Source organism: Brevibacillus laterosporus DSM 25, assembly GCF_002706795.1.
GTDB classification, from domain to species: domain Bacteria; phylum Bacillota; class Bacilli; order Brevibacillales; family Brevibacillaceae; genus Brevibacillus_B; species Brevibacillus_B laterosporus.
Map to the genome: position 1 here is coordinate 1,110,847 of NZ_CP017705.1, position 16,822 is coordinate 1,127,668.

The 16,822-nt window shown below is 46.3% G+C and carries 14 protein-coding genes; 1 reads left to right on the forward strand and 13 read right to left on the reverse strand.

The window, feature by feature from the left end:
• Positions 1 to 12 precede the first annotated feature (12 nt).
• The 3 genes from BrL25_RS05320 to BrL25_RS05330 are packed head-to-tail and all read right to left on the reverse strand — an operon-like array spanning position 13 to position 3,057.
• Entirely contained in the window at positions 13 to 1,269 is a 1,257-nt protein-coding gene (locus BrL25_RS05320; RefSeq protein ID WP_018671652.1) for a DnaB-like helicase C-terminal domain-containing protein, read from the reverse strand.
• Positions 1,262 to 2,005 (reverse strand): ATP-binding protein, encoded by a 744-nt coding sequence (locus BrL25_RS05325; RefSeq protein ID WP_018671651.1) that lies wholly within the window; start codon positions 2,003 to 2,005, stop codon positions 1,262 to 1,264. Before BrL25_RS05325 ends, BrL25_RS05320 begins: the two co-directional genes overlap by 8 nt.
• Before the next feature lie 11 nt (positions 2,006 to 2,016).
• Entirely contained in the window at positions 2,017 to 3,057 is a 1,041-nt protein-coding gene (locus BrL25_RS05330) for a helix-turn-helix domain-containing protein (RefSeq protein ID WP_018671650.1), read from the reverse strand.
• Positions 3,058 to 3,187: 130 nt separating this feature from the next.
• Between BrL25_RS05330 and BrL25_RS05335 the strand changes: the two genes are divergently transcribed.
• Positions 3,188 to 4,024 (forward strand): tyrosine recombinase XerC, encoded by an 837-nt coding sequence (locus BrL25_RS05335; RefSeq protein ID WP_018671649.1) that lies wholly within the window; start codon positions 3,188 to 3,190, stop codon positions 4,022 to 4,024.
• 20 nt (positions 4,025 to 4,044) lie between these two features.
• On the opposite strand, the gene BrL25_RS05340 is transcribed toward BrL25_RS05335, so the two are convergent.
• Genes BrL25_RS05340 through BrL25_RS05385 form a run of 10 tightly spaced genes read right to left on the reverse strand, consistent with a single transcriptional unit; the run spans position 4,045 to position 16,789 of the window.
• Entirely contained in the window at positions 4,045 to 4,959 is a 915-nt protein-coding gene (locus BrL25_RS05340) for a hypothetical protein (protein ID WP_018671648.1), read from the reverse strand.
• 11 nt (positions 4,960 to 4,970) lie between these two features.
• Entirely contained in the window at positions 4,971 to 5,366 is a 396-nt protein-coding gene (locus tag BrL25_RS05345; protein WP_018671647.1) for a hypothetical protein, read from the reverse strand.
• Positions 5,363 to 5,923: a hypothetical protein gene (locus BrL25_RS05350; RefSeq protein WP_018671646.1), complete on the reverse strand. Its 561-nt coding sequence runs from the start codon at positions 5,921 to 5,923 to the stop codon at positions 5,363 to 5,365. The genes BrL25_RS05345 and BrL25_RS05350 overlap by 4 nt, the downstream gene beginning before the upstream one ends.
• Positions 5,924 to 5,937: 14 nt before the next feature.
• On the reverse strand, positions 5,938 to 6,729 hold the full coding sequence (locus tag BrL25_RS05355) for a hypothetical protein (RefSeq protein WP_018671645.1): 792 nt from the start codon (positions 6,727 to 6,729) through the stop codon (positions 5,938 to 5,940).
• A 16-nt stretch (positions 6,730 to 6,745) separates the two neighbouring features.
• The gene (locus BrL25_RS05360; RefSeq protein WP_018671644.1) at positions 6,746 to 7,696 is read right to left on the reverse strand and encodes a hypothetical protein; all 951 of its coding nucleotides are present in this window, start codon (positions 7,694 to 7,696) and stop codon (positions 6,746 to 6,748) included.
• A 4-nt stretch (positions 7,697 to 7,700) separates the two neighbouring features.
• Positions 7,701 to 8,753 carry a hypothetical protein gene (locus BrL25_RS05365; protein WP_018671643.1) on the reverse strand — a complete coding sequence of 351 codons (1,053 nt, stop codon included), beginning with the start codon at positions 8,751 to 8,753 and terminating at the stop codon, positions 7,701 to 7,703.
• Between the two features lie 16 nt (positions 8,754 to 8,769).
• Positions 8,770 to 9,120 carry a hypothetical protein gene (locus tag BrL25_RS05370; RefSeq protein ID WP_018671642.1) on the reverse strand — a complete coding sequence of 117 codons (351 nt, stop codon included), beginning with the start codon at positions 9,118 to 9,120 and terminating at the stop codon, positions 8,770 to 8,772.
• Positions 9,121 to 10,887: a hypothetical protein gene (locus BrL25_RS05375; protein WP_018671641.1), complete on the reverse strand. Its 1,767-nt coding sequence runs from the start codon at positions 10,885 to 10,887 to the stop codon at positions 9,121 to 9,123.
• Positions 10,888 to 10,947: 60 nt separating this feature from the next.
• Complete coding sequence (locus BrL25_RS05380; RefSeq protein ID WP_018671640.1) at positions 10,948 to 12,081, reverse strand: hypothetical protein; 1,134 nt, start codon at positions 12,079 to 12,081, stop codon at positions 10,948 to 10,950.
• A gap of 16 nt (positions 12,082 to 12,097) precedes the next feature.
• Positions 12,098 to 16,789, reverse strand: a complete 4,692-nt coding sequence (locus tag BrL25_RS05385; protein WP_018671639.1) for a hypothetical protein — start codon at positions 16,787 to 16,789, stop codon at positions 12,098 to 12,100.
• Positions 16,790 to 16,822 lie beyond the last annotated feature (33 nt).

The following is a 16,822-nucleotide window of genomic DNA, read 5'->3' on the forward strand; positions in this document are numbered from 1 at the left end:
AAGAGTTAAGAGCTAAAACACCATTTCTTCTTTTGTAGTTTCTTCCCATATACCAGTGTCAAGGTCGGTACGCATGAAGACATCCTCATCCTTTTTACCACCACGGTTTTTCTTTAACGAGAGCTTGAAGATATCGTCAATCTTACGAAGGGTGACAACCTTCGTAGCTTTCTGTGCAGGATTGTCCGACTCCTGAATTTGGTGAAGCTCGGGCGCGGCATTCGGGTTTTTCTTCTGATCTTTCGCTGAATCACGACCTGCTTGCGCCAACATGATTGTAGGTGTCTTCGTACTGAGGTTCACTTCACGGATGCCGTTGGTCACGTTGATAATGCGACGGCGAATATCTCTCTCCCCCGTCCCGTCCGAAAGGTCATACAACTGGTCAAGCACGATCAGCCCTGGTCGCTCGGATTCGATAATCGCTCGTATGTCCATTGGAGTAAAAGGCTTACCGCGGTTAGAGTCTTGTGAGAGGATGACCATGCGTTGGTCTTTCTTCATAAGCTCCTGGGTGTACTCACGGTACAGCTCAGCATCCATTAGTCGCCCCTCATTCAATGCGCGGTTACTGAAGTGCGCCCTAAAGGTATCCATCCGATAAGCAACTTCAAGCTCAGGCATCTCTGTACTTAGGTAGATGATAGGGTCATTAATGTTCGCTTTAACAAAGGACAGCCATGCCACGTAAGCAAAGAACTCGCCCACCCATGATTTACCCTCGTTCGTCCGACCTGCTAGAAGAACCAAGTCATCCATCTTCCACCCGCCCGTAAGATCATCTAATCCTTTAATGCCTGTGGTTATTCCTGACAGACCTGTCTGACCGTGCTTCTCCATGTACTTGTTGTAGCGATCTTCAGCGTGTTTCGTCCATTCGTACTGCCCTATGTTTCCTGTAAACTTCTTGAGCATTACATCAAGATCGTTACGCATCTTCCACATAGCTTCGAGAGTCTTGCCCTCGTTCGTCAGGTTAGCATTCTCTACAAGAACTGGACGGTAGTCCATATACGCCCGCTGTTCTCGCAAGACATTCACGCAGTACTCTATTGGGTCAAGTTCTTTCAGAACCCTGAAATCCTCAAACTCTACTGCCACTGTTTCAATGGTTGGCATATGCCCGTTCATGTCGTTACGGAAGTTCTCAACCCACTGGACGACATCCTGAAGGGCAATAAAGTAGGTGCTATCTATCCCATGCTTCCGCATGAGGTAAGGGTCTTTGCTGATTAGCCAATGATTAAGATATGAAAGTTCCTCAAGCACGTTTGATGACCCCCTTAGCTGAACCTACTCGTCTATCCCTTCCTTCAATCTGGATGCCCACACAGTCCGACATCAGTCGAGATACTGTTCGCTTGCCTAATACTTCCACATGTTGAAGTGCTATAGAATTGAAGTTTGACGTACAAATCGTAGCAAGCCCTTCATTGAAACGTTCGTTGACAATGAGGTAAGTTTGCTCTGCCGTGAACTTCGATGTTGTACCCGCGCCAACATCATCTAATAGAAGGAACGGAACTTTTTTGATTAACGCAACCCGCCGCTGAACACTTTCGTCATCTCTGCGATAACGTAAATCGTCCATCAGATCGGTGTAGCTAACGAACAGCCCGAGGGGATTCTCAAAGTCGAATTTTCCTGTCATGCACGTCTTGTAGATGTACTGGCTCAGAAGTACTGTAGCGTTGTATGTCTTTCCTGTTCCTGCACCTGTATTCCAGAAGAAGAAGTTGGTTCCGTTTTCTTCAACCTCCTCCACGATGTTATGGATGTATTCGCTGAGACCTTCGTAGACGTACCTGTTGTCGTCATCAACGGTATAGTTGTAGATGTTAGCCTTCAGAAACTTCTTAGGGATTTCAGATAGCTTTAGTGCCTTGTCCAATCGGAACTTCGGGTTACACCACTCAGGGAAAGAAGGAGTTACCACTTCTCCCGAATACCGTTTACAGAAAGGTGTTGCCAAGCATTTTGTACAATCTTCATATGGCGCTTTCACGTTCATTCCCCCTAACTAAATAAGTCGTACTGCTCACCGCTTGAGTCCTCCTCTAGCCGTGGTTTCTCTTCATCCTTGGTCATATACCATGGGAGCTTACCCGTCCGAAAGAACTCATCCAGAACAGCCTGGGTGTTGGTGGAACCGAACAACCTAACAGTCTTAGGAGAGAACTGGTCAATGCTGAAAAATCTGTCGATGGATTCCTTTAGAGTGTTGTTATCCTCTTTGGAACCTACTACCCTACCCATCGTCTTTTGGTCTTCCTCTGTCCAAGAGTAGGTATTATGGTACTTGTTCTGATACTGCCGCATGAAGTAAGTGCGGAAATGGTTGGTATTCCAGTCCTCTACTGGAGCTTCATCAGGGTTCTTGCTGACTCCCTTCTTCTTGCCTTTCTCAGGCTTTGTAGGGTCTCCAACCTTCTCCACGCCCTCTGTATTAACAATCGTCACTTGACGACTTCTAGGCGCTAAAGGCTTCGGAGCTTCTTCAATTACCTCGACAGTCTCTTGCGATTTAGGCTCCCCCTTGAACCGTACAAACCATTGAAAAACTATCTCTCGATAATCCAAGGGGTTATCAGCATTACTGATGATCCCGAACTCACCAGACACCTTGTAAACTTCCAAGGCATTGGTGAATACCTCACGCTCGTCCGCACCAAACAACTCTTTACGAACCTCGTGTACTATCTCCGAGTGTGCGATTACAGGAACCTTATGAAGCTCTTCAATAAGGTACATCAAAGGTCTCCCTGTATTGCGGATAGTACTGATTAACCCCTTCTCTCTAAGTTCTTTGACATACTTGGTAACCGAGTTCTTAGACCACCCTAGTTCAGCTCTAAGCAGGGCTTGGCTCGGGAAGCACTCCTTGCTACCGTTGTACGCATACTGATTTAGATTGTGGTAGAGAGCCTTGGCATCACTCGAAAGAAAATAACATCTGTCTACCTTGCTGTGAACTTGGGTGAAGCCAAAGTTAACTCCAAACTGAGTAAGAAACTCTTTCTCGGATGAAGCAAACCTTGTTGTGAATCTCTCCTCCATGGTAAATACACACCCCCTACTTGCTCTATACGACTCGGGTAGGCGAGTGTTAAATAGTTGACAGGAAAGAATCATCAGGATTATACTCAAGATTATGAGCGATCAAATTATGTGATATGGAGGAACCTTCATGAGATTACTTGAGGATTTTTACAACTACATGATGAACGAGAAGAACCTTGCTCTGAACACTGTGGATGGTTACGGAAGGGATTTAAACCAATTCACTTCATTTATTGATAAGACTATTACGAAGATAACTTCAGAAGATGTTTCATCGTTCCTCGCCCACCGTCGCGCTGAAGGTGACGGGGTTGCTACCGTAAGTCGAAAGCTATCAGCAATTAAGTCTTTTTACACTTTTCTAGTGCGTAAAGGAAAAATGAAATACAACCCTGCGGCATCCATAGAAGGCATGAAGAAGCCTAAGAGGTTACCAAAACCAGTAGATGCAGAAGATATAGATAGACTATTAGATATTATTGATAATTTGAGAGATCGCACGGTTTTCGAGGTATTGTATGGGGCAGGTATTCGTAGAGAGGAGCTGTGCTCCATTAGGGTGGATGAGATCAACTTCAGGAAGGGTGAACTGAGGGTTGTTGGTAAAGGAGACAAGGAACGAATCGTCCCTATCTTCCCTCGTACCCTTGGGTATATGAAGTCACTAGCGGCAGAGCATGGAAAAGAATGGCTGTTCCCTAGTATTAAGACTGGTGGGCACCTAGGCAAGCGGCAGATCAACGAGATCGTTAACAAATGGAGAAGTGCCGCAGGTCTTGACTGGATAACCCCACATAAATTCCGACATTCATTTGCCACTCACCTGCTAGACAACGGAGCAGATCTTGGCGACATTCAAGAACTCTTAGGGCACAGTAGTCCTGAGACCACTAAGATATATGCCCAGGTAAGTAAGAGTCGGGCGCGAAGTGCGGTCATGCGTCATCCATTAGCACAAAAATAAGGACAGCCTTGAGCTGTCCTTTAGTATTTCTTAACGGCTATGCGGTTGCCTTTGGAATCGTAGATGTACCTGTAGTGCGTCTGTGTCGGAGTGGCACCCATTGTCGAGATTGACTTGTTCTCAAGCAACCCCGCCGCATCGTATTGGTAAACCACGTCTACCAGTGTCGGGAGCACCACGAAGTCAGTACCGTCAAAGAGGTAAATCTCCCCAATGGATGTTACCAGGAAAGATTCTCCCTCAGTGAATCCGTCAGGGTTATCAGGTATAGTAAGCATTGGCTCCTTGACGTTCTGCTCCACATAGTAGTCGGTGACCACCTGCCTCACTACCCTCCCCACGCCATCAAAAGCGGAGTAGGTAACAACGTCCTTGTATTCAACCAAGTCGCTGATTGCATCCCACTGGTCGATCACGTTCAGCTTCGCTCGTTCATCTACAGTCATGCTTACGTTGGTCACTCCGTCCGTAATCATGTCGGCACTGTGGTTATCAGGGTGAACGTACTTGTTGGCTTCATCTTCGATTGCTTTGAGCTTATCCCTCTCCCCTACCGTCATTGCCACCTTGCTGTTGCCATCCGTCAAGATGTCGGCACTGTGAGTGTCAGGATGGGTGTAAACCACGGTCTTAGACCCATTGATCGTTAAGGCTCCATTATCAGCATGATTGGAAACACGATCTCCGCTTGCCTTAACGTACTCTCCACCGCTGTAGGTGTAGGTCGTTGGGTTGTTCTGATTACCGCTGTCCTGACGAACGAGGTAAAGCCTTCCTATCTCTCCATTGGAGGGAAGCTCGGTCTTCAGTTTTACGGAAACTACGTTCCCAATAGATACTGCATCCAATCTGCTGTCCAGGGACGCATAGGAGTCCCGAGCTTGCTTAACCTCCCGTTCGACTTTCGCCGCCTTGCTGAAAGAAACAATATCCACGGTTTCACCTCCTACCTTGTAGTCAGACCAGTAACCTCAATCTTGAAGTCAGCAACGTCAGTTCCCAGATTTTTAATAGACAGGTGAAGAGTGGATGTCCCATCAGCATCCTCGTAGGGAAGGTCAATCATGTCGTAAATCCCTTCAAGGAAGTTGCCCGTGGAGTACTGGGCATTGTTGAAGTACAGAATCTCTGGCGTAGTTCCCGCGCTGTTTAATACGTTCAGCTCCACATTGGTCTCTCTTGATGGGGTTACCCTCAGTGTTTTAATGAGAAACCTCGGATGCTCCATCGGGATTGCGACCAACGCCTTCGTCCCACCACCGACATATTTGACTTCCCAGTTAAACGATACTGGTAAGAACACTTTCCTCATCTCCTCAATCAGCTTCCATGTTCTGTTCAAGTGTCCTCCCTCCTTCTCGGGATGTGTGTATCAGGGTACCTACGAGGACGTAAATGTGTTATAGCTGTACCACCACTACCACCATCCGTCCAATTCCCCCATGTCTTTCCTATCAGGTTATCCTGGTGCTTAGGAATAAGGATTTTAATGACTGATTCATTACCTGCGTAACTCTCCTTGACTCTTATCCCTCGGATACTTTCTCTTATTAACCCGACACCATTCACGCTACTTAATATGTGCTCCATGGGCATTAAGTTTAGCGAGATAGACTGCCCTTCCTTAACACGTTTCCCATACTGATACTTATCCGTAATATACCCCACTAGGTCATCCCCGTGTGTATCCAGTTCACGCCATGTTCCCCATCTGTATATATCTACGTTATGGGACATCGAGGTTAGCTCACCAACGCTGTATGACATTTCTCTACCATCGTAAACAGATGGGAGTTCATCGAAGTTATAGCCAATGCTGAAATACGTGGCAAGCCTACTTTTAGTATAAAGGGAACCGTTAGCGGCGGTTCCCACAATATTTCCCTTATGCACAGCCATTGACGATCACCGCCTTAGGTCATGAGTACGGCTACAGTAGCGCCCGTAAGAAAGCTCTGACCACCAATTGATAAGGAGTAAACCTTGTACGTCTTCGCCGCTACTTTGATCTCATCACCGTAAGACACTCCTGCTGACGGAACAGCGTATATGTCGATGATCTCTCCTCGCGCACCCTCAACCCCGTTGCACATAATCAGCGGGGCTAAGTGGTACAAGGAACCCCAACCTGGGTTAACAGGTAACATAGCCGAGTAAGCATCGTAGATGTTATTAACTGTCAGTTTATCCTTATCTCTCAGCGTCCTAATTCCGTTATCACCGTAGTAGCTAAGACCAATACCCATTGCTGATGAATCAGTCTCAGTAGCGTATCTGTTCAGAATCCCGAAATAACCTAGATTTGCGATACCCGTAACTGAGTTAACATCACCTTGGAGGTAGATGATAATGCGGTTAGCCTGTAACGATACTTGGTACTCAATCAGAAGGTTTGTATCGACAAGATCACTGTGGCATAGGAAGTCCTTTTTAAACTCAACCTTATCTACAGGCACACTTCCGTCTGAGGAAATAGCATCCTCAGCAATCCCTACAACCAATTTATTGCCTGTAGAATCTTTGGTGTTGCCTACTTCAAGTCGGAAGAACAACTTATCCGATCCTGAAGTTCCTACTGACTTTAACACGATAGAGCTTGCGTTCTCATAGTAAACAGACCAAGGGGAGCCAACTATTGTCTTAAACCCCTGCACGATATTTGCGAATAGTTCATTCATTTTAACCTTACCTGAAAATGTTGCCATGTCTCAAGAACACCCCCTAGATTTTGAATAGCAAAGCTCTCTGACCACCGCCAAGCAACTGTGCCCCGTGAAAGAATTTAGGACGGGAACTCATTCTACTACCCCCTGAGTGGTAGTAATATCTACCTTGATCTTGGTTAGGGTAGTTTTGATCAACCACATGGAACACGTAGTATATACCGTCAACTCCTAAGTCCAATATGGAACCGTCAGGGTGCTGAGCACCATCCTTGAACACTATAGAACTCATCCCCTTGAACTCACCACGTACCCCTTCTTGAGGGTGATACACCATGAATGGAGTCACATAATATCTTTTACCTACCCCAGGGGAAGGAAGTGACTCTGTTCCAAAGTTATACATTTGGTTAGGGGTGCCATTTCGGGACGTTCTTACAAACCCTCGCGAGGTGTCATACTGATCGGCATAATCATCATGATTCAGCGCAAAAGGCATGTGAGGGAATATGCCGTAGAATTTATCGGCAATTGCAGGGTCTTCCTTCTCAAGAGCCTGACACTGACCAAGAAAAATTCGTACAGGGTACCCATAGGTATGATAGTCTTGGACTTCACCATGAAGGAACATGATGCCCTCATTTGTAATAACTGTCCATTTGTGTTTAATATTGTACTGACTGCTGTAGCACATTAGAGGGGTCTCCGTCTGGAACTTGTCAACCCCACTAGGAGGGCTAACCCACAGGTCTGGCTTCGGGTTGATTTCTCCATCGTTTACCATCCCCCACCTGATGCTGACACCCCAACTATGAGCATACATACTTATTGTGAACCGCATTTTAGGAGCTTTCTTGTTGGTTAGTACGGCGTTACCCCAATTAGCATAGTCTGTGTTTGTGGAGTATAAAGCACCCCAGTAGGGGTCAGTATCCTTTAGGGCATCCACAAGATTCTGAGCGAATACGCTTAATTGACAAGTAAACTCGTACCTGCGAATCATAGTCATCGGTCTACACCTCCCGTTCGATCTCGAATAATAGAACCCTCTGACCTCCTCCAAGAAGGAGCGGGCTGTCGAAGAAGTAGGGTTGTCCTTTGTAGTATTTACCATCTGTTGCATACCACCCTTCATAGGAGTCAGGGTTCGACTCACTAAAGGCATGGAACACATGGTAACGCTCGGTTCCCAGGTCTAAGATGGAGCCATCAGGGTACTTGCTTGCGTCCTTCAGCACTGCTGTCCTAACTCCTTGAAACTCTCCACGAACCCCCTCGGTCGCATGCCATACGTAGAAAGGCGATATGAAGAATCTACCGCCCACCCCTGGTGACGGTACTTGAGAACTGGTAGCGAAGTGATACAGTGCGTTTTTTGTTCCGTTTCTTGAGCTTCGTACATACCCACGACCTGCTCGGTACTTTAGCTCGTCATTTGCGTCATTTAAACCACAAGGGTAGTGAGAGAATACTCCTACGAAGTCATTCGCTATTAACGGGTCTTCAGCTTCAAATGGTTTTAACCGCCCAAAGTATATTCTTACAGGAATTGCTATCCCTTGGTAGGTCTGTGGCTCCCCGTACAGAAAGATGTACCTGTCGGTAATGAGAAGAGACCACTTGAAGTAGACATTATATAAATAATCACTGGTACTCGTACTTTCAGTGGTAACGTGAAAAGGGATTTCTGTTATTGCCCCTACATCCGTGAACAGGTCGGGTTTTACATCCGCTCCATTGTTACGAAAACCAGTCCTAAGCACATAATTCCTTTTTGGATACTTTGAGTTACTATAGAAATAACTGTAGTTCAAGCAGATGGTGAAGAAAAGACTAGGGTCTTTAACATTCTGCGCTGTAATAGTTCCTTCATTAGGGTAGCTATTATGTGAACTGTTCGATGCCTTTGGTTTTGCGTATGGGTTATCGGGAATATATGTCCACTTCCAATGAATATCTCCATACAAGTCCTGGTTAACTACCTTGTTTAGTTCCTGGGGGAAGTCGGAACAGTAGGAGTAAAACTCATACCTCCTCAAGCCACCTAGAAGAATATTTTCAGCCATATGTACACAACCTCCTTTAGGTTCCGAATCTAATACTCAACTCACGTAGCATACTTGTCTTAAAAACTGTGAGGAGGATAACCTTCAACATGTCACTCCGCTCTTTAATCTTTTCGTCCCTTGTGTCTGTCTTCATCTTGATGTCTTCCTCCGTATCATTCTCCTCCCACACAACATCAGGAATATTAGGAAGATTCCGAAGTGATGGCAGGAACTTCTGTGCCACACCGTCAAACAGTATATTACTCTCAAAAGCAAAGATTATTACACTAATCTCTTCGCTCGTATAATGCTCTTGGTTATTCCCTACAAACTTATCCATGATCGAATGTAGAGCAAATTTCACGTCCTGAACAGTATGTGCCACTTATATCACGACCTTTCTAATTTTAACTCCCTTGATATTCCCCGAGCCATCGTACTCGAAGGCTTTCTTAACTCCTTGACCATCGTAAATCAATGTCTCTGTTTCAACACTACCATCAGTATTGTAGGTGAAGCAGGTTCTCTTTAAGAGCTGAGGAATAACATCTACAGAGTAGATTTCCTCTGACTCAATATCCCCGTTAGGAAAGTAGTTGTATATGATATCAAGCTCGACTCCCGCCCCCTCAAGGAGCGCTAATCTCCTCTTAACATCGGTGTCGTCATAGGTAGCTCCTCCCTGCAAGACATAGTACATTGCACCATTGTTGATCTCACGCAGGGTCTTCCCTTCAGAATCTCTTTGGTACTCGATACTCTTGCTTTGACCGTTACTTTCCAAGATCGACTGACGTTCAAGATTACCGTCAGCGTCATAGAAGTACTCCACAGTACGGTTAATACCCCCGACTATTGTCTCAGTTTTGATCTTACCGTCAGGGTAGTAAGTGTAATCCTTGACGGAGGTCGTATTGATGATCGAACCCCTGCCGATCACAGTCACCCGTGCTTCCTTCGGAACATCAAATGTAAAGCGGATTACGGTATCGCTATACTCGATGTAGTCATCACCTACGTCCATGCGGATACCGTCCAAAAACACCTCAGCAGAGTTGGAGCCGATCACGTACTTGGGGATGGTGAAGTCCCTCTGTGGCTTCAGCCTTACATCAGGTGGCGAGGTGAAATGGAATACTGACTGGTGCTCCATCGTTCCTCGGCTCTCCGCAAGTTCCAGGCGGCTCTGCATGTTATCGAGCCTGTCCTTCAACGCATCGTACACAACACCGTTCTTATCCTCGCGTGAGTCCTTTAGCTCGGTCTCCACCGCAGTCAGAGATGTTTCCAGGTCTGTGATCGCGGTTCCGTGGTCGCTGATCACAGTGGCATGATCTGCAATCTCCGTTTCGAGATCGGTCACTCTCTGCTCAAGATTACTGAGGTCATTCTCCAATGAGCCTTTGGTAAGGAAATACCTGAAGTCCAATGGAGTCAGGGAAGTAGTAGGAGAAAGACCTACGTCTATCCCGCCGATGATGATGGCATCCTGTGGCTCTTGGCTGTCTGTGCTGTATGAATAGGAGCCATTCTCGTGAAGGAAGATGTAGTAAGAAGTATTCGCCGCAATGTTCGGGACATCAAATGTCTGAGTGAACTTATCGACAATGACCTTGTTAATGCTTGCCCGCCCTGCCTGAATCGTAACTCGAACACTGTTGGTCGCATCCTGATACACGGGGTTTGTAACACTGAGGTCGGTGATCGGTTGCTTGGCTACTTCTTCGATATAATCCTCTAAGGTATCAAATCGGTCAGCAATGGACACTTTCGCTCCCCGCGCTCCCTTGATTTCAGTCTCAGCAAGACTAAGCCGCTTCTCGTGATCGGCTTTGCTTGTCTGAAGATTGGACACGTCCTCCGCAATGTTGAGAATATCCTTCTCCGCTGTCTCAATGTGGTTCGTGTTGGTAGCGACCTGAGTCTCAAGATCAGTAATCCTCTGTTCATGGTCGTTCACTGATGTCTTGTTGTCGTTCGCTGTTGTTTCGATCTCATCTATACGGTTACCAAGGCTTAGCTCAGACCCTCGGGCAACCTCCAACTCAGCAAGAGCAGAGTCGATCTCCTCATGTGTTCGGGTTCCAATGTCGGTCAGCTCTTTATGGCTCTTGAGTAAATCCGTATGAGACTGGTTAATTCTTACAGACATTTGATCACCTCCAATCTTGTCCCTAATCTATCTATACGACATGACTTCGACTATTTTAAGTCACAGGTAAGTCGAGTACATCTTCAGAGAAAACTTAACCTGCGAAGTGTATCTGTCCTGTGACTCCTCCCGCGCCATCCTCAACCAAAACTTGTAGGACTCTCCAGGGGCGATCTTGAACGCTGTAATCGAGTAGCTGTACGAGCCTGGAACACCGCCGACATCAGGAGCGATCTGAACCTTGTTCGTTCCCGCGGTCAAAGCGAAGGTCACATCCTTGAAGTCGCCCATCATCATGGGATTCTTAGCGAACATCTGAACCTCTTGTGTTGCCGCGCCACCCGCTGTCAGGTAACCCAGGAACCTGTCGGTGTTCGGGTACAGGAGAATATCGAAGTAACCGTCTGTCTCGGGATTAGACTCCTTGTAGTAAAGGTCAGGTGTAACCTCAAAGTAGAGGAGGTCTCCTTTGTACAGCTTCACTGTGTCCATTGCTTGGTACCTGTTCCCGTCAGTAAGACCCACCCCAAAGTTTCCAAGGAATGGGTAAGGGTACTTATCCATGTCGAAAGAGACCGATGTCTCCTCGCTCCTACAAACCCTTGATTCAAGTACGACACCGTTGCTGTCGATCAAATCAACTACAGTCCCTTTGGTAAGGTTATCAACGGTCACGCTCGTTCCTTTGTTGACTCTGATGTACTCAACAGTCATTGGATGATCTCCATCACCCCTAAGATACAAACCGATCTTTGGTGCCCCACCCAGTTCCACCAAACCAATGATATTCCATGTGAACCCGTCTTCCGACCAGTAAGCAGTATAGTAGTTATAATCCCTCACAAGACGAATCCACGGGTACGTCTTCAGTAAAGGTTCAGGTAATGATGCATCTAAGAACTCCTCGATCTCCATGTAGTTGTGCTCGTCAATGAAAACGACAATCCCTCCATAGCAACCTCCCGTATCAGGGTTGTAGCTGTTCTTCACATCCATAACGAACTGCTTTTCATCCGTCAACGGCTTGAGGAACATATATAGTGTAGAGGCACCATGTTTGAGAACAAGGTTGCCCCCACTTACTTCATATCGGGTAGGGTCGTTGAGAAGCACTTCCCACTTGGGGTCAAGGGTAGAGTTAGTGAAGTTATCTTCGTAAATCCTTCCTGACTCTACTAACCTAGCAACTCCCATACGGACACCCCTTTCTTTACGTGAATAACCATATGCGCTTACCTATCACGCACATCTTTGGACGATTCTTCCATATTTCAAGTAAGCACTTAATCAGGGCTTCTATGCACTTGTCGCCCCCGCCACCTTCACAGTACGGGGTAACATGCACGTCTTCACATATCCAGTTAGTCAATTCCACCCAGTCTAGTTGAGCAAACTCCCAACTTCGCTCACCAGTCTCAATGTGGGTAGTGAACTTCCACTGGAATACATGTTTACCTTTCATAACAGGATATTTGAAGGTGTAATACCCTCCCTCTGTCGTAAATGTCTGAATCAAGTCACCATCTATGAAAAACTCAAGTTTCGAGTTGTACGGTTTTGGTATAAACCTAAACCATTCGTAAGCCTTGAATTCATGCAATCGGAAGGTCGTGAAGTACTCTTTTCCTGTCCAAGTGCTGATAGTTCCCTTTTGGTCTGTTGTGATGATTACCTTGTACTTAGTATAGGGCGTAGGGAGCAATTGGCTAACGCCAAAGGAGCTATACCCATCTCCGTAGTAAGTCTGGTCATACACGGATTGTCCGTCTTCCCTGAGGACTTGAACCCTCATACTGCTTCCGTCACACCCGCCCATCCAAATAGGCTTGTTATCCCACACCTCGAAGTGGGTTACCTCAGCCCATGAAGGGGGAACAGGCTCCTCATCGTGCATATCCATCTCGCCGCCCCATATCATAGCTCCGTCACCTGGGCATCCTTGATCTAATCTAACAACAACTTTGTAGTCTCTCTTTTGGTCAGAATCGTTTTTAATGGGTATCTCTACAAGCTCATCATCAAAACTGGTAACATACCATCTATCAATTCGATCTCCTTCCTCGTAGACCTCAATAGCAATTCTAGTATTCCTACAAGGGTCTAAGCGGTTTTCGTAGAGTCTGATTACATCAAGCCACGCGTAGCTACCTCCGTCATCAAGATCAGTGTCAGGAAACGGGTCTTTCCACCACCCCGTGTCAGGGTGCGGAGAATCTCCTACACGGTACACGTTGCCATTTGCATCGGAGCAGTAAGCATCCCAGTATTCTTGGAAGCCACCCTTACTTAGTGTAAATGCTCCCGCGTCAAGTCCTGAGGTTCCCTCAGCAACGCCAGTTCCTTTACTCAAGGTGTACGAAACACTGTACGCATGACCTGGTTCCACATATCCATTTAGGTCTATCATGTACTCCGCGACCTCGCCCGCATTTCCGTAGTACTTATCAGAATAAACCACCATACCTGTGGTGAGGTCTGTAAGGCGAACCCATACATATGTTTCGTAGTCAACAAGAGGTCGATCTACAAGTTGCCCCCCGTTGACGCTATTTGGGTCACTTACCTTGAGAGTTAAATTCTTTATAGCGGTATACCAATTAAGTTTTGTATGAGGGTCTTGGTCTCTATCAGGTTTGGTATCCGTGACACCAATGCAAATCCAGTACCACCCAGGAGACAGGTTCTTGGTGACTGAGAAGTGCTTGGCAGTAGTCCAATCAGTATCACCGAGATAACGATAATCCTTCTTATAGTTACCCCCATAGTTATGGCGTATATTGTCGAGAATTATAGGGTTACTCCAATCAGAATCCTTGACTAACCATACACGCAACCGAGCACCCTGATATTCACTATTCTTCAAGTAGCTATAGAAATCGAAGTCTAGTTTGAACTTCCCTGTGGTATAGAACTTGTCGAATATCTTCCGTGTATATTTAGAATCCAATTCTTTTGGTGCCACAGTTTCATCGTTTGGTTTTTTGTTATTTAGCGGAGATAAGTCAGTAACAGGGAGACCGTAATATTTCCCACGGTAGACAGGTGTTTTATATTCGCCGTCATCTGCCATCATCTTTGTAGTGTCAATACTACGAAGACCATCCACCTTGGCGTATTTGATAGGGTAAACTTTCAGCTTCTCAAGGTAGTTGATCTCCCCGAAATAAGGGGCGTAGAAATCCCGAGTTATTACCCCGCCATCAAATTCAACACCGTGACCCACAGCCACTCCATTTCCATCGTAGTAAGTCTTGTTGCCGCCACTACCCCATCTCCAAGCAGAGGTTCTATCAGAATATATTTCACCATCTGACTGCCCGTAGTCCAATTTACTGGTCGCATCCCCCTTTGGATAGCACCGCTCTCCCCAAAGGTCACTTCCAGAGGAACCAGAAGAACCGCCATTACCCGCACCGCTCTCGCTTCCAGAACCGCCATTACTACCTGGGGTGAACTTCGTTCCATCTTTGTAAACCCAACGGAAATCATGTCGTCCAGGTGGTAGTGGGTACATGCAGTTTGTTCCTACCGCTCCACCGTTAACATTCCCTGTCCAAACAGTAACCCCATCTACCTGAAGCTCAAGTGCTTCGCCTGGGTCAAATTTCCCACCGTACTGCCAGGTTATATATCCTGGGTTCCTCATTCTCGCTGAGAAGTTAGCTATATGAGTCTGATTATGACCTTGTGCCAACATAACACCATCCCCACCCGCGTGACCTGCTTCAACAGCCATGTCAACCCACTTCCAGTTACCTTCAAAACTTAGGGCAGGGTTATATCTATTGGGTTCATTAAAAAGTTCCTCAAACTCAAGAATGTCACGGCTTGCTCCCGTAATAGGGTCGTACCCGTCATCCATAGAAGGAAAGATTCTCATGTGCTCCTTGATAGTTACACTAGAGTGAGGGTTAAGTGTAATATCGTAGGTTATCTCATCCCCATCATTGGTGGTTTTCGCCCCACCATCCGTTACACTCCAATCTCGGGTGATATCCACTGTACTCCCCATCGGAGACTCTACTGTATAGGTTTTTCCTTCTGACCCCTTCCCGTAGTAAAACGGTCTGTTAAAGTCGTAGGTGAATGGAGTCTCAGTTTGAGAATCAATAATGTAGAAGCTGATTGTGCTATAGCCCGCCTTCAATGGAATCTCAATTTCAGTCCCACTTCTATCACCTTTGCTATAGTGCACACGGTCTCCGTTGACCCTAACCTCAAATCTTTCCGTTGGTCTTAACTCATGCTCAAAACTAAATATGAACCAACCATCATCTGGAAGATTAACAGAGGTACTTGCAACACTGCGCCCCTCCTCAGGTTCATCAAGTCTAAGCCAATCACCATGATTAACCCACGTTGGGTTTCCTGACATCGACCAACTGTACTCCCCGACACCTATACCAAAGTTGTAAGGCTCGTAGTGGTCGATCTCCCTAGGTGGACACAACATTTCTAGGGTTCCAGTCAAATCAACCTTACAGTTCTTACCCACAATGATCTCATAGGTGATCTGGGCGTCATCTTCCACTGTCTCAGATTGCTTACCGTCAAGTAACCAAGGGTACCCGTGTTGGGATTCAGCGATACTCCCGTGTTCCCCGTATCCCGTCTGTGTCTTGCTCACGAATAGATCATCGAAGAAAATATCGTAATCTATATTGTCTTCAGGGTAGTCGTCAATACCAGTTTTGTAAGCGAATGAAATTTCACCATCACAGTTATTTTCTAATTCCATCGTCAGCGTCTTGGAACGGATGTTGTCATTGATAACAAAGCCTTTGAAGTGCGCCTGAACAATGCTCTCTGAGGAGTACACAACCCACGGTTCTATTGCGTAAGTTTCTTCACCATGAACATCATAGTCTAATGGCACAGGTGGTTTACTTGTGTCTACGATCTCTACAACCTCGATGTCTTTAATATAAATGCCGTTGTGTTGCCAAACTTCAGGTCGCATTTTTCTAATTAGCCAATCGAACTTGTACATCTGTCCTGGCTGTAGCGTAAACGCCACTTCTTTCCACCCTGTACTTTCGCTCCACTCCCCACCAACCTGCTGACCGTTAATGTAAAATAGCAAACCGTTCCCTCGTTTAGCACTTGCAAGGTACTTGAACCGTACCTGCCCATAACGCTTCACACGCCAGTTAAACGTAATCTTGGAGGAGTTACCAATTTCAAGTAATCCAAGGTCGAGCTTCAAAATCATCTCCGCACCCGACTGCTCGTTCTTCCCTACAGAGTGTACAGTTACCCACTCCTGGTCTTCCGTGGTAGACACATAGCGGAAGAAGTCAGGAAACTTGTGGGAAAACGGTACATCCTTCTTCATTAAGAACAGTGGAATCTCGTAAATTCTAGCATCGAAATGGTTAAAGTAGTTTCCGCTATAGTGGTGATAGTAGGGGGCAGGGCACGTAGGTAGGGATATTCCATGATGACTTCCCCCTGGCTCCTCGGCGTTCTCAAGAATCTTGTAGATACAATCCCTAATCATTTGCAACACCCTCTGATATTGTGTCTTGTCAGGCGGCATTTGTTGTTGCACCCACCACTCAATCCTGCGGTACATATTCCATAATGCTTCACGGCACCTTACACTGGCATACCACGACTTGTCCCTTAGGTACTGCTCAATGATTTGGTCAATCGTATTCTCTAGCGCATCAAGCTGAACCGTCTGCCACCTTCCGATCTGACCATACCCTTGATCTCCAAGTATCGGATTGTTTTCCGCACCGTAACGATCTACTTCCGACCTAGGGGCGTTCGGGCTTTGTGGCAGGTGTTTGGGATGGTTAGGATTCCCTGTGTCGTAGTCTTCAGCGACTTTCGCATGCATGTTTGCGAACAATACACCTTTTTGAGACTTAGTAAATAATCCAAACGTATGTCCCATGAAATCACCCCTCACCCTCTCTATACGAAAAAC

Coding starts and splice junctions, on each gene's coding strand:
- BrL25_RS05335 (WP_018671649.1), top strand. CDS start 3,188: ATGAGATTACTTGAGGATTTTTACAACTACATGATGAACGAGAAGAAC.
- BrL25_RS05360 (WP_018671644.1), bottom strand. CDS start 7,696: ATGACTATGATTCGCAGGTACGAGTTTACTTGTCAATTAAGCGTATTC.
- BrL25_RS05380 (WP_018671640.1), bottom strand. CDS start 12,081: ATGGGAGTTGCTAGGTTAGTAGAGTCAGGAAGGATTTACGAAGATAAC.
- BrL25_RS05355 (WP_018671645.1), bottom strand. CDS start 6,729: ATGGCAACATTTTCAGGTAAGGTTAAAATGAATGAACTATTCGCAAAT.
- BrL25_RS05330 (WP_018671650.1), bottom strand. CDS start 3,057: ATGGAGGAGAGATTCACAACAAGGTTTGCTTCATCCGAGAAAGAGTTT.
- BrL25_RS05365 (WP_018671643.1), bottom strand. CDS start 8,753: ATGGCTGAAAATATTCTTCTAGGTGGCTTGAGGAGGTATGAGTTTTAC.
- BrL25_RS05385 (WP_018671639.1), bottom strand. CDS start 16,789: ATGGGACATACGTTTGGATTATTTACTAAGTCTCAAAAAGGTGTATTG.
- BrL25_RS05375 (WP_018671641.1), bottom strand. CDS start 10,887: ATGTCTGTAAGAATTAACCAGTCTCATACGGATTTACTCAAGAGCCAT.
- BrL25_RS05350 (WP_018671646.1), bottom strand. CDS start 5,923: ATGGCTGTGCATAAGGGAAATATTGTGGGAACCGCCGCTAACGGTTCC.